Annotated in this window: 16 protein-coding genes; 15 read left to right on the plus strand and 1 reads right to left on the minus strand. The window is 45.7% G+C overall.

The window, feature by feature from the left end:
• Positions 1 to 78 precede the first annotated feature (78 nt).
• The 3 genes from DESHY_RS00315 (at position 79) to DESHY_RS00325 (ending at position 2448) form a co-directional block, all read left to right on the plus strand.
• Entirely contained in the window at positions 79 to 546 is a 468-nt protein-coding gene (locus DESHY_RS00315; protein ID WP_008409532.1) for a gamma-glutamylcyclotransferase family protein, read from the plus strand.
• A gap of 3 nt (positions 547 to 549) precedes the next feature.
• Positions 550 to 744 carry a DUF5049 domain-containing protein gene (locus tag DESHY_RS00320; RefSeq protein ID WP_008409533.1) on the plus strand — a complete coding sequence of 65 codons (195 nt, stop codon included), beginning with the start codon at positions 550 to 552 and terminating at the stop codon, positions 742 to 744.
• 102 nt (positions 745 to 846) lie between these two features.
• A complete protein-coding gene (locus tag DESHY_RS00325) occupies positions 847 to 2448 on the plus strand; it encodes a terminase large subunit (RefSeq protein WP_476580434.1) in 1602 nt (533 codons plus the stop codon).
• Here the strand turns inward: DESHY_RS00325 and DESHY_RS00330 are convergent.
• Positions 2445 to 2849: a hypothetical protein gene (locus DESHY_RS00330; protein WP_008409535.1), complete on the minus strand. Its 405-nt coding sequence runs from the start codon at positions 2847 to 2849 to the stop codon at positions 2445 to 2447. The two genes, DESHY_RS00325 and DESHY_RS00330, sit on opposite strands and share 4 nt — an antisense overlap.
• A 107-nt stretch (positions 2850 to 2956) precedes the next feature.
• Here DESHY_RS00330 and DESHY_RS00335 point away from each other — a divergent pair, with 107 nt between their 5' ends.
• From DESHY_RS00335 to DESHY_RS00390, 12 genes are all read left to right on the plus strand, one after another.
• Positions 2957 to 4279 carry a phage portal protein gene (locus DESHY_RS00335; protein WP_008409536.1) on the plus strand — a complete coding sequence of 441 codons (1323 nt, stop codon included), beginning with the start codon at positions 2957 to 2959 and terminating at the stop codon, positions 4277 to 4279.
• A complete protein-coding gene (locus DESHY_RS00340) occupies positions 4218 to 4946 on the plus strand; it encodes a head maturation protease, ClpP-related (RefSeq protein ID WP_008409538.1) in 729 nt (242 codons plus the stop codon). The genes DESHY_RS00335 and DESHY_RS00340 overlap by 62 nt, the downstream gene beginning before the upstream one ends.
• Before the next feature lie 50 nt (positions 4947 to 4996).
• On the plus strand, positions 4997 to 6199 hold the full coding sequence (locus DESHY_RS00345; RefSeq protein ID WP_008409539.1) for a phage major capsid protein: 1203 nt from the start codon (positions 4997 to 4999) through the stop codon (positions 6197 to 6199).
• A gap of 20 nt (positions 6200 to 6219) precedes the next feature.
• Positions 6220 to 6528, plus strand: coding sequence for a head-tail connector protein (locus tag DESHY_RS00350; RefSeq protein WP_013297317.1), 309 nt, complete (start codon positions 6220 to 6222; stop codon positions 6526 to 6528).
• A 107-nt stretch (positions 6529 to 6635) separates the two neighbouring features.
• Positions 6636 to 6971: a head-tail adaptor protein gene (locus tag DESHY_RS00355; RefSeq protein WP_008409542.1), complete on the plus strand. Its 336-nt coding sequence runs from the start codon at positions 6636 to 6638 to the stop codon at positions 6969 to 6971.
• Between the two features lie 17 nt (positions 6972 to 6988).
• Complete coding sequence (locus tag DESHY_RS00360) at positions 6989 to 7420, plus strand: HK97 gp10 family phage protein (RefSeq protein ID WP_008409544.1); 432 nt, start codon at positions 6989 to 6991, stop codon at positions 7418 to 7420.
• Entirely contained in the window at positions 7417 to 7761 is a 345-nt protein-coding gene (locus DESHY_RS00365; protein WP_008409546.1) for a hypothetical protein, read from the plus strand. The genes DESHY_RS00360 and DESHY_RS00365 overlap by 4 nt, the downstream gene beginning before the upstream one ends.
• Before the next feature lie 5 nt (positions 7762 to 7766).
• On the plus strand, positions 7767 to 8366 hold the full coding sequence (locus tag DESHY_RS00370) for a major tail protein (protein ID WP_008409548.1): 600 nt from the start codon (positions 7767 to 7769) through the stop codon (positions 8364 to 8366).
• Positions 8366 to 8749, plus strand: coding sequence for a hypothetical protein (locus DESHY_RS00375; protein ID WP_048817770.1), 384 nt, complete (start codon positions 8366 to 8368; stop codon positions 8747 to 8749). Before DESHY_RS00370 ends, DESHY_RS00375 begins: the two co-directional genes overlap by 1 nt.
• Entirely contained in the window at positions 8746 to 8937 is a 192-nt protein-coding gene (locus DESHY_RS00380; protein ID WP_003520671.1) for a hypothetical protein, read from the plus strand. The genes DESHY_RS00375 and DESHY_RS00380 overlap by 4 nt, the downstream gene beginning before the upstream one ends.
• Positions 8938 to 8964: 27 nt before the next feature.
• Complete coding sequence (locus DESHY_RS00385; protein ID WP_008409562.1) at positions 8965 to 11151, plus strand: phage tail protein; 2187 nt, start codon at positions 8965 to 8967, stop codon at positions 11149 to 11151.
• A 13-nt stretch (positions 11152 to 11164) separates the two neighbouring features.
• Complete coding sequence (locus tag DESHY_RS00390) at positions 11165 to 11938, plus strand: distal tail protein Dit (RefSeq protein WP_008409564.1); 774 nt, start codon at positions 11165 to 11167, stop codon at positions 11936 to 11938.
• The last annotated feature ends 2 nt before the right edge of the window (positions 11939 to 11940 follow it).

An 11940-nucleotide genomic window follows, 5' to 3' on the forward strand; every position in this document is an offset into this window, starting at 1 on the left:
GGTTTCGGGCAGCATAGATAGACAAGCGCAGGGGTGGATCCCCGCCTCTGCCTTGGTAAATACAAGGAGGATGATACGATGAGCAAAGAAAAAGGAACCATATATTTAGCATACGGAAGCAATCTGAACTTAAGGCAGATGGCATACCGCTGTCCAACGGCAAAAGTGCTGGGGAGTGCAAAACTCACAGGATACCGGCTGTTATTTAGAGGCGGGAATGGTGGTGCAGTAGCAACAATAGAAAAGCAAAAAGGTGAAAGTGTACCGGTACTGCTCTGGAGAATCATGCCTAATGATGAGGAGGCGCTAGACAGATATGAAGGTTATCCGCATCTATACCGGAAAGAAACGGTTAAGGTACGTTTCAAAGGGCAGTGGGTACCCGCAATGGTGTATATCATGAATGAAGGTAGACCTTTGGGAGCACCGGGTCGTTACTATTACGAGGTGATTCGGCAGGGCTATATAGATGCGGGTTTTGATATTTCGTTTCTCAATAAAGCGGTACGCGATTCAGTTTCAGATGCAGAGAAGTCTGAAGTGTAGAACATGGGTAACAAAAATCTGATAACAGAAAAGATTTACAGACAGATTACTGCCATACGGGACAGCGGTGCCTGTAATATGTTTGATTTGCCAAGAGTAGAGGAAGAGGCATATAAAATGGGGTTTTATGAATTAGTAGTATTTCTTAATGAACACAAGAAAGAATATGCCGAGTTTATCCTGACAGGCAAACGATAACGTTTATAACGTAACAAGTTTCATAGAAATCCACTAAGGAGAGGAACTTCATCCATGAGGTTCCTTTTTTCTTGCTCAATTTTAGGAAAGGAGGCGGCAAAGCTGCGGAAGTTAAAACGATATAAATCAACCAAGTTTATGGCGGAAGGTTCTCGATATGACAAGGAAGCGGCGGATGCCGCTGTTACTTTTATAAACTGCCTGAAGCATACCAAGGGTGAATGGTATGGAATGCCTTTTGAATTAATTGACTGGCAGGAACAGATTGTCCGGGATATATTCGGAATCTTGAAACCTAACGGATACAGGCAGTTTAACACTGCCTATATAGAAATTCCAAAAAAGCAGGGTAAGAGCGAACTTGCAGCGGCAATTGCTTTATATCTTACCTGTGGTGATTTCGAGCATGGTGGCGAGGTTTATGGATGTGCGTCTGATCGTCAGCAGGCATCCATTGTTTTCGATGTTGCAGTAGATATGGTGGAACAGTGTCCGGCATTAAAGTCTCGAATTAAACCAATGCTGTCGCAGAAGCGGCTGGTATATAAACCGTTAGGCAGTTTTTATCAGGTGCTTTCAGCGGAGGCATATACGAAACATGGGCTAAACGTCCATGGTGTGGTATTTGACGAACTTCATGCCCAGCCAAACAGGGATCTTTATGATGTAATGCTTCACGGATCTGGCGATGCAAGAAAACAGCCGCTGTTTTTCCTGATTACAACTGCTGGCACAGACCGCAATTCCATCTGCTGGGAAGTGCATCAAAAGGCTGAGGATATTCTTCAAGGACGTAAGATAGATCCGACTTTCTACCCGGTTATCTACAGCGCAGCCGATACCGATGACTGGACAAGTGAAAAGGTATGGAGAAAGGTTAACCCGTCACTGGGCATTACAGTCGACATCGAAAAATTGAGGGTGGCTTGTGAAAATGCCAAGCAAAATCCTGCAGAGGAAAATTTATTCCGTCAGCTCCGCTTAAATCAGTGGGTGAAACAATCGGTGCGCTGGATGCCAATGGATAAATGGGATAAGTGTGCGTTTCCTGTTGATGCAGAAAAATTGCGCGGCAGAACCTGTTACGGAGGACTTGACCTGTCATCTACTACCGATATTACCGCCTTTGTGCTGGTGTTTCCACCGCTTGATGAATCTGACAAATATCAGATTCTACCTTTTTTCTGGATACCGGAGGAAAATATTGCCCAGCGTGTGCGGAGAGATCATGTGCCTTATGATGTCTGGGAGAGGCAGGGCTTTTTATATACCACTGAGGGTAACGTTGTGCATTATGGCTTTATCGAAACCTTTATTGAGGAACTCGGAATGAAATATAACATTAAGGAAATAGCCTTTGACCGCTGGGGCGCAATTCAGATGACGCAAAACCTTGAGGCTTTGGGGTTTACGGTTGTTCCATTCGGTCAGGGTTTCAAGGATATGTCGTCGCCTACAAAAGAGTTGATGAAGCTGACATTGGAAGAACGCATCGCCCATGGCGGTAATCCAGTACTGCGGTGGATGATGGACAATATCTATGTCAAAACTGATCCCGCCGGAAACATTAAGCCGGATAAAGAAAAATCCACCGAGAGAATAGATGGCGCGGTTGCGCTCATTATGGCGCTTGACCGCGCGTTAAGGCATGGAGGAGAAAATATCGGTTCAGTCTATGATGAGCGTGGGCTTTTAATACTCTAAATTTCTTCTATAGTTCGAACAATCCGCATTGAAGCCGTACCGGTTTTTTCATAACAGGATGCTGAAGTAAAGTATTTAGCGGGTGTAGCCTTAGGTAAGTCTTTTTGAACGCTAGGTTCATAACCAAATGGTGCAAGAATCGACTTTACCATACGACCGATGACAGTTCTTGTGAAACCGTCCCTTAAGTCTATGGTGGGGTTATTGCTATTATCAAAAAAGCTCTCGACTTCGCTGACACAAGCTGATAATGCTGGCTTGCCTGCATTTGAAGCATCTATCATAGCAATTATGTTTTCTTCTTTCGAGAGAATGTTGAAAATAGCAATTGCATCAGGATTATTGGCAAATTTTGAGCAATTAGGATTTTCCTTGAGAAAATCATTAAAAGTAGCTTTCATTATACAAATCCCCTTTCAGGTAGTTAATTTTACATATGTAATATAACATATGTAAAATTAGATGTCAATGAGTTATTTATAAAAAGTATTATCGGAGAGTGATGCCTATGAAAATCTTTTCCCGTTTGTTCAAAGCAAGGGATAAGCCGAAAAACAGCCTGTTCGGTAATGCATATAGCTTTTTCTTCGGCGGCACATCCAGCGGAAAAGCTGTCAATGAGCGGACTGCAATGCAGACAACTGCAGTGTATGCCTGTGTAAGGATACTTGCAGAAGCCATCGCCGGGCTTCCGCTTCATGTGTACCGCTATAAAGAAGACGGTGGCAAAGAAAAAGCGTTGACCCACCCGCTCTATTATTTACTCCATGACGAACCAAACCCTGAGATGACTTCATTCGTGTTCCGAGAAACACTGATGAGTCATCTTCTTTTATGGGGAAATGCTTACGCTCAAATTATTAGGGATGGTTCCGGACGAGTGCTGGCGCTTTATCCACTTTTGCCAAACAAAATGACGGTAGACAGGGCTCCAAACGGAGAACTGTTTTACACTTATCGGCGCGACAGCGATGAGAGTAGGGTTAATCCAAAAGCAGGCCTTATATACCTACGAAGTGATGAGGTTCTTCACATCCCGGGACTCGGTTTTGACGGACTGATCGGATACTCCCCTATTGCTATGGCCAAGAACGCCATAGGCATGGCTATTGCCTGTGAGGAGTATGGTGCATCCTTTTTTGCCAACGGAGCAAATCCGGGTGGCGTTCTGGAACATCCCGGCGTATTAAAGGATCCGGCAAAGGTGCGAGAAAGCTGGAATGCTGTTTATCAAGGAAGTGCCAATGCTCATCGCATTGCAGTTCTGGAAGAGGGAATGAAGTTTCAACCAATCGGCATTCCACCCGAACAGGCACAGTTTTTAGAGACAAGAAAGTTTCAGATAAATGAAATTGCTCGGATATTCCGAGTACCTCCCCATATGGTTGGAGATCTTGAAAAGTCAAGCTTTTCAAACATCGAACAACAATCTCTGGAATTTGTTAAATACACGATTGACCCGTGGGTGGTGCGTTGGGAACAGGCTCTCCAAAAAGCGCTGCTTTTACCATCAGAGAAGCGGGCATACTTTGTCAAATTCAATGTAGATGGCCTTCTGCGCGGTGATTATGCAAGCCGCATGAATGGTTATGCTGTAGCTCGCCAGAACGGCTGGATGTCTGCTAACGATATCCGCGAGCTTGAGGACATGAACCGGATTCCGGCGGAGTTGGGTGGAGATCTGTATCTTGTTAACGGTAACATGACCAGGCTTGCCGATGCAGGTGCCTTTGCAGGCAAAAACAATGCTAAAACGGAGGGATCAAAAGTTGAACAAATCACAAAAACCAAAACCGGTTCGCCGCTTCTGGAACTGGATACAAAACGATGATGGCAGCCGGACATTATATATTGACGGCCCAATAGCTGAAGAAAGCTGGCTGGGAGACGAAGTAACTCCCAAGCAGTTCAAATCAGAGCTGTTGTCCGGAGAGGGTGATATAACGATCTGGATCAACAGCCCTGGCGGAGATATATTTGCAGCAAATCAGATTTACAACATGCTTATGGATTACAAAGGCAAAGTGACGGTAAAGATTGACGGTATTGCAGCCAGTGCCGCTTCGGTCATAGCTATGGCCGGAGGTGACGTCTTTATGTCACCAGTCAGCATGATGATGATTCACAACCCTATGACAATAGCCATCGGTGATACAGAAGAAATGGAGAAAGCTATCGCAATGCTGGAAGAAATAAAGGAATCCATCATCAACGCTTATGAATTGAAAACCGGACTTTCCAGGGCAAAAATATCGCACCTAATGGATGCAGAAAGCTGGTTTAACGCAAGAAAAGCGGTGGAACTTGGCTTTGCCGATGGAATCTTGTTTATGGAGGATGAATCATTCCCATCCGAATTTGAAGTATCAGGAGGAATGATCTTCAGCAGGCAGGCAGTAACAAATTCCATCCTGCAAAAGCTTAAACCAAAAGAAAAACCAAAAGGAACACCAATTGAGTCGCTTGAAAAGCGGCTTTTTCTACTTTTACCCCACTAAATCTGCGATTTAGCGGGGACCCCAAATAAAACCGTAAGGAGGATTTGATTATGAGCAAAATACTGGAACTGCGTGAAAAACGGGCTAAAGTATGGGAAGCTGCTAAAGCTTTCCTCGACAGCAAACGCGGGAACGACGGACTGCTTTCACCGGAGGATACCGCGACTTATGAAAAAATGGAAGCCGACGTTATTGCGCTGGGCAAAGAAATAGAGCGTCTTGAGCGTCAGGCTGCCATAGATTTGGAACTGTCAAAACCGTTGAATATTCCTATTACAGACAAACCCACTTCCATATCTGGCAACAATGAAAAAACCGGACGTGCCAGCGATGAGTACAGGCAGTCTTTCTGGAACATGATGCGCGGCAGGCGCAAATATGACGTACACAACGCGCTGCAGATCGGAGAGGACACCGAAGGTGGATATCTTGTTCCCGACGACTTTGAGCGTACTCTTGTGGAAGCACTGGAGGAGGAGAATATCTTTAGGCAGATTGCCAATGTTATTACCACGTCCAGCGGTGACAAGAAAATTCCAGTGGTGGCAAGCAAGGGTACTGCATCCTGGGTGGATGAGGAAGGCCAGATTCCCGAAAGCGACGATTCCTTTGCTCAGGTATCCATCGGCGCATATAAGCTGGCTACTATGATCAAGGTATCAGAGGAATTGTTAAACGATAGTGTATTTAACCTTGAACAGTATATAGCCAAAGAATTCGCCCGCCGAATCGGAGCAAAAGAGGAGGAAGCATTTTTTATCGGCGACGGATCTGGCAAGCCAACCGGTATCTTGGCGGATAACGGCGGTGGCGAGATAGGAGTAACTGCGGCGAGTGCAACAGCCATTACCCTTGACGAGATCATGGACTTGTTCTACAGCCTAAAGTCTCCGTACCGCAGGAACGCTGTATTCATTATGAATGATTCGACAATTAAAGCTATAAGGAAGCTCAAAGACAACAACGGTCAGTATCTCTGGCAGCCTTCTGTAACTGCTGGAACACCGGATACTATCCTCAATCGTCCAGTTAAAACTTCTGCATTTATGCCAGCCATTGCCGCCGGAGCAAAAACGATTGTATTCGGCGATTTTTCTTATTACTGTGTGGCAGACCGCCAGGGCAGGGTTTTTAAGCGGCTTAATGAGTTGTATGCTGCTACCGGACAGGTAGGATTCATGGCAACCCAACGTGTAGATGGCAAGCTGGTGCTGACAGAAGCAGTCAAGATACTGCAGCAGAAATCAGCTTAATGAAAACGGAGGGCAGCGGCATGGAGCTTTTGGAGAAGGTCAAAGCAAACCTCATATTGCAACACAACGAAGATGATGCACTTTTACAAGAGTATATCAAAGCCGCAGTGGCCTATGCAGAAAGTTACCAGAAAAAGCCGGAAGGATATTATGCCGAAAACCCAATGCTGCCTACTACTGAGCAGGCTGTCATTATGCTGTCGAGCCATTTTTATGAAAGCAGGGATGGCTCGACGGCTGGCTTTTTTGGGGATAGTGTGCAGGCAGGACAGCAGGTATGGAATACAGTTAACCTTTTGTTGCGGCTTGACCGGGATTGGAAGATATAGGGGCCCCCGCAAAGTCATCCGACTTTGTGGGGAGAGGACGAACAACGGAATGAATGAGCTTTTCGCGCTTGCGCGGAAACGAATGATATGGAGTTTGTGAGGACGATATGAGCTTTGGGAAAATGAGAACTTTTGTGGATATTATCTCAACCAAGCCGGTTAAGGACAGTGAGGGTTTTGCTGAAAAAGGTGATGTTATTCTTGCTTCGGTAAGGGCATACAAGGAAGATAGGCATGGCAGTGAAAAATGGGCAAACAGGGCGGCGTTTTCGCAGGCGTCTGCCCTGTTCCGCTTCCGTAGGATCCCTAACCTTGAAATTACTACAGATCTTGTACTCGTTTGCCGCGATGGCCGGTACAACATTATAAGTGTTGAGGACGTAAAAGGACGCGGAATGTATATTGAGGTGCTTGCGGAAAAAGTGAAATCAAGCAAAGCATAAGAGGAGGTGGCTGCAACGTGGCTAAGGTGGAAGTTAAAATGCCGGAACAGTTCTTGCTCAAGTTATCCAGACTTGGAGAAAGAACAGACGAAATCATACCTAAGGTGCTGGAAGCAGGCGGGGAAGTGGTTCTTTCAAAAGTGAAGTCCAATCTTCAGTCAGTTATCGGGAGCGGCACTAAATATCCGTCCAGAGCAACCGGTGAATTGGTAAATGCTTTGGGACTCTCTCCTGCCAAACAGGACAGGGATGGAAACCACAACATAAAAATCGGCTTTACTGAACCAAGGAAGGATGGGGAAAGCAATGCGAAGATTGCTAATATTATTGAGTATGGCAAGTCCGGGCAGCCTCCAAGGCCCTTTTTGAAACCGGCAAAATCAGCTACAAGGAAGTCCTGCATCGAAGTAATGAAGTCAAGACTGGAACAGGAGCTGGGTTGTATATGAGTATATTGTCAGAATTAAACTCGTTATTGGATGGTTTGGGTATCCCCATTGAAACCGGGGTATTTAGCGGTGTACCGACAGATGAGTACCTTGTCATTACTCCGATGACAGATACATTTGAAGTTTTTGCAGACAACCGGCCTCAGGTAGAAACCCAGGAGGTAAGGTTGTCTTTATTTATAAAGGGAAACTACACTGCCCGTAAAAACGAAATAGTGAACACATTGCTTCAAGCAGGCTTTACCATTACCGACAGGCGGTATATAGGCCATGAGGACGATACCGGCTATCACCACTATGCCATTGATGTGGCAAAAGAGTATGAAGTAAAGGAGGAATGAAAAACATGGCCACAATCGGACTGGACAGGTTATATTATGCCAAAATAACTGAGAATGAAAACGGAGAAGAGACATACGACACGCCTGTTCCGCTGGCTAAGGCTATTACGGCAGAGCTTTCTGTGGAGCTGGCAGAGGCGACACTTTATGCCGATGACGGGGCGGCAGAAGTGGTCAAGGAATTTCAAAGCGGCACACTGACTCTTGGTGTTGCAGATATCGGAGTAGACGCTGCTGAGGTTTTGACGGGAGCCACTCTTGATGACAATAATGTGCTGATTTCTGCCAGTGAGGATGGTGGCACCCCTGTGGCAATCGGCTTTAGGGCCAAGAAAGCTAACGGCAAGTACAGGTATTTTTGGCTTTATAGGGTAAAATTCGGCATTCCGGCGACAAATCTGCAGACGAAGGGCGACAGCATTACCTTTTCGACACCCACCATTGAAGGGACAGTCATGAGACGTAACAAACCAGATGGCCAGGGAAAGCACCCTTGGAAGGCGGAGGTCAGCGAAGACGATCCCGGTGTATCGCCTGAAACTATTACCGGCTGGTATACGGAAGTTTATGAGCCGGTATTTGCTGTGGGAGGAGGCAGTGAATGATGCAGGATAATGACAGAAGCGCGATTATCAAAATCGGCGATGAAGAATATCAGCTTATTCTAACCACTAAAGCGACAAAGGAGATTGCAAAAAGGTACGGCGGTCTTGAAAACCTCGGCACGAAACTGATGAAAACCGAGAACTTCGAGATGGCTCTTGACGAAGTGGTATGGCTGATTACACTGCTGGCTAACCAGAGCATTTTGATACACAACCTCAAAAATCAGGATAAGCGTGAACTCCTGACTGAAGAGACAGTGGAACTTCTCACATCTCCTTTGGAACTGGCAGCATATAAAGACGCTATCATGGAAGCAATGTTCAAGGGTACCAAAAGAAATGTTGAAAGTGAGGATGATTTAAAAAACACAACGGCCGAGTGAGCGATGAGGAATTGTTCACTCGGCTTTTATATTACGGCACTGTCCAGCTCAACCGTTCAGAGGATGAAGTATGGCTAATGCCTATTGGGTACCTGCTTGATTTATGGGAGTGCCATAAGCAGTTTTTAGGGCTGGCGAAACCAAAGCGTATGCTTACCATTGATGATGTGATACCTTACGGAATTTAAAAATTTTGCAGGAAAGGAGGCGGTTATGTGGCAGACAATTTTGGCCTGAAGATCGGGATTGAAGGCGAAAAGGAATTTAAAAACGCCATTCGTGAGATCAACCAAAGTTTTAAGGTACTGGGTAGCGAAATGAACCTGGTTGCATCTCAGTTCGACAAGCAGGATAAGTCAGTTGAAGCTGTTACTGCAAGAAACAAGGTGCTTAACAAAGAGATCGAATTGCAGAAAGAAAAAATAGCTACTTTGGAGAAAGCGCTTGCCAATGCCGCCTCATCTTTCGGAGAAACCGACAGACGTACTCAGTCGTGGCAAATACAGCTTAATAATGCAAAAGCCGAACTGAACAAAATGGAGCGCGAGCTCGAACAGTCTGCTGAAAGTGCAGACGAGCTTGGGGACGAATTGAAGGAAAGTGGAGACAATGCCGAAAAATCCAGCTCGAAATTTGAGAAGCTGGGCAGCGTTCTTAAAGGTGTTGGCGCGGCTATGGGTGCTGCAGCGGCCGCAGCGGGCGCGGCTGCCATCAAGCTGGGAAAAGAGGTCGTGGAGCAGTTTGGTGAGCTTGAGCAGAACCTTGGCGGTTCTGAAGCTGTGTTTGGAGAATATGCTGCACGTATCCAGAAAACAGGAGAAGAAGCTTACAAGAACCTGGGCTTGTCCCAATCCGAGTACCTTGCCACCGCCAACAAAATGGGCGCACTGTTTCAGGGTGCTGGTGTCGATCAGCAAAAAAGTCTGGAGCTTACTGAGAAGGCCATGCAACGGGCGGCAGATATGGCTTCGGTTATGGGTATTGACATGCAGACTGCCATGGAATCCATCGCTGGCGCAGCCAAGGGTAACTTTACCATGATGGATAATCTGGGTGTCGCCATGAACGCCACTACCATTGAAGCTTATGCTCTTGCAAAAGGGCTGGACTTTGCCTGGAATAGCGCAACCAATGCCGAAAAAGCCGAGATCGCCATGCAGATGTTTTTTGAAAAAACCGAACAGTATGCTGGCAACTTCGCAAGAGAGTCTACCCAGACCATCAGCGGTTCCATTGGTCTTTTACAAGCCTCTCTAAGTTCGTTTATAGCAGGACTTGGCAATGCGAACGCTGATATGACGAACCTAACACAAAATCTTGTGGATGCCTTTCAGGCTGTAGTTAAAAATATCGTACCGGTTTTGGAAAATATAGTGGCTGCTCTGCCGGAGGCAACCGGTGCGATTATCTCAGCAGTCAAAGATCTGCTTCCCGTGCTGTTGCAAACTGTAACTGAATTGTTCTCTCAGGTGCTTCAAACTCTCTTGAGCCTGCTGCCGGAGCTGATTCCAGCAGCAGTAGATGCGGTCATGACCATTGTCGGAGCACTCATTGATAACCTGCCTTTACTCATTGATGCAGCGGTGCAGCTAATCACAGCGTTGGTAATGGGGCTTGGAGAAGCATTACCGGAGCTAATTCCAGCAGCGGTTCAAGCAGTGATCACCATTGTGCAAGGGCTGCTGGATAATATGGACAAAATCCTTGAAGCTGCTTTTACATTGATTCAGGGACTGGCGCAGGGACTTTTAAATGCATTGCCAGAACTAATTGAAGCACTGCCGAGGATAATTACAACAATCATTGACTTTGTGACGAACAATATGCCGAAGATCATAGAATTGGGAATTACGCTTATCGTACAGCTTGCTGCCGGGCTTGTGAAAGCCATTCCAGAACTAGTAAAGTCTTTACCTCAGATTGTTGCGGCTATTATAGAAGGTTTGGGCAAGGCGGTTGTTTCAGTGGTTGAGATTGGTAAGAACATTGTAAAAGGCATCTGGGAAGGTATTAAAAGCCTTGGTAGCTGGATTAAGGATAAGGTTTCCGGTTTCTTTTCCGGTATTGTTGATGGAGTAAAGAATTTTCTTGGAATCAGATCTCCGTCCACTGTTTTTGAAGGTATTGGCGGCAATATGGCACTGGGTATTGGTGAGGGATTTGACAAGGCTATGGCCAGAGTGGCAGACGATATGCAAAATGCAGTGCCGACAGATTTTAATATATCTCCTGATATTAGTGTAAGTGGAAGAGGTGGATTTAGCGATTTAGCTTCTGGGCCGCTTGTTGTGGTGCAGCAGATGATTGTTCGTGGTGAAGAAGACATACGTAGGATTTCACAGGAGTTATATAACCTGATGCAGACAGGTTCAAGGGCGCAGGGACGTTTTATAACAGCGTAATGGAGGGAAGCATATGGGATTTATCTACAATGGAATATCGTCGCAAAGTATGAAAATACGAGCAAGACTTACCAAATGGCAGGTCTCCCCTGCCCTGCGCAATTCCTTTGAAACTGTGCCGGGCAAAGCAGGTATTGCAGATTTTGGCTGCGACATATCAGAACGAAACATAATAATTAGCTGTAGTGTGCTTCCCCAGCGCAGTTTTGCTGAGCTTGTATCGGTTCTTGATAATGTTGCAGAATGGTTAAATCCGGAAAACGGGCTTAAGCAACTTGTTATAGATGATTTGCCCGACCGATATTTCATGGCTCGCTTATCAGAAGCGGTTGACTGTGAGCGGATATTGCGGACAGCGGGCAGCTTTGAACTTCGGTTTGTTTGTCCCGACCCGTATGTTTACGCGTTGGAAGATGAGATATTTGTTCTTTCTGAAACAGGTCTGCATGAGTTGGAGAGGGTTAAAGGAAATACGGATTCCAATCCGGTTTATCTCTTGAAGGGTTTGATATCAACGTCCTCATCAAGCTATATTTCGCTTATTACAAACGGCGAGGAATTGCTAATTGTTGGCTCATTATCTGAAGGTGAAACTCTGATTGTCGACTCCGGCATGGTAACAGCTAAGGTTATTGATGAAACAGGCCGAACCTTGAGAAATGGCCTTCCCAGCTTGCAGGATCTGAATTTTCCGATTCTCAGAAAAGGTGTTAATAATATTGAGATTGCCGCAGAAAACGCGACCTTTACCGAGTTAAAAATACAGGCAAAAAGCAGATGGAGATAAAC

The organism is Desulforamulus hydrothermalis Lam5 = DSM 18033 (genome assembly GCF_000315365.1).
GTDB classification, from domain to species: domain Bacteria; phylum Bacillota; class Desulfotomaculia; order Desulfotomaculales; family Desulfotomaculaceae; genus Desulfotomaculum; species Desulfotomaculum hydrothermale.

Excerpts from the sequence above, each read along its gene's own strand:
- DESHY_RS00315 (WP_008409532.1), top strand. The coding sequence starts at position 79 with ATGAGCAAAGAAAAAGGAACCATATATTTAGCATACGGAAGCAATCTG.
- DESHY_RS00320 (WP_008409533.1), top strand. The coding sequence starts at position 550 with ATGGGTAACAAAAATCTGATAACAGAAAAGATTTACAGACAGATTACT.
- DESHY_RS00330 (WP_008409535.1), bottom strand. The coding sequence starts at position 2,849 with ATGAAAGCTACTTTTAATGATTTTCTCAAGGAAAATCCTAATTGCTCA.
- DESHY_RS00335 (WP_008409536.1), top strand. The coding sequence starts at position 2,957 with ATGAAAATCTTTTCCCGTTTGTTCAAAGCAAGGGATAAGCCGAAAAAC.
- DESHY_RS00345 (WP_008409539.1), top strand. The coding sequence starts at position 4,997 with ATGAGCAAAATACTGGAACTGCGTGAAAAACGGGCTAAAGTATGGGAA.
- DESHY_RS00350 (WP_013297317.1), top strand. The coding sequence starts at position 6,220 with ATGGAGCTTTTGGAGAAGGTCAAAGCAAACCTCATATTGCAACACAAC.
- DESHY_RS00355 (WP_008409542.1), top strand. The coding sequence starts at position 6,636 with ATGAGCTTTGGGAAAATGAGAACTTTTGTGGATATTATCTCAACCAAG.
- DESHY_RS00365 (WP_008409546.1), top strand. The coding sequence starts at position 7,417 with ATGAGTATATTGTCAGAATTAAACTCGTTATTGGATGGTTTGGGTATC.
- DESHY_RS00370 (WP_008409548.1), top strand. The coding sequence starts at position 7,767 with ATGGCCACAATCGGACTGGACAGGTTATATTATGCCAAAATAACTGAG.
- DESHY_RS00375 (WP_048817770.1), top strand. The coding sequence starts at position 8,366 with ATGCAGGATAATGACAGAAGCGCGATTATCAAAATCGGCGATGAAGAA.
- DESHY_RS00390 (WP_008409564.1), top strand. The coding sequence starts at position 11,165 with ATGGGATTTATCTACAATGGAATATCGTCGCAAAGTATGAAAATACGA.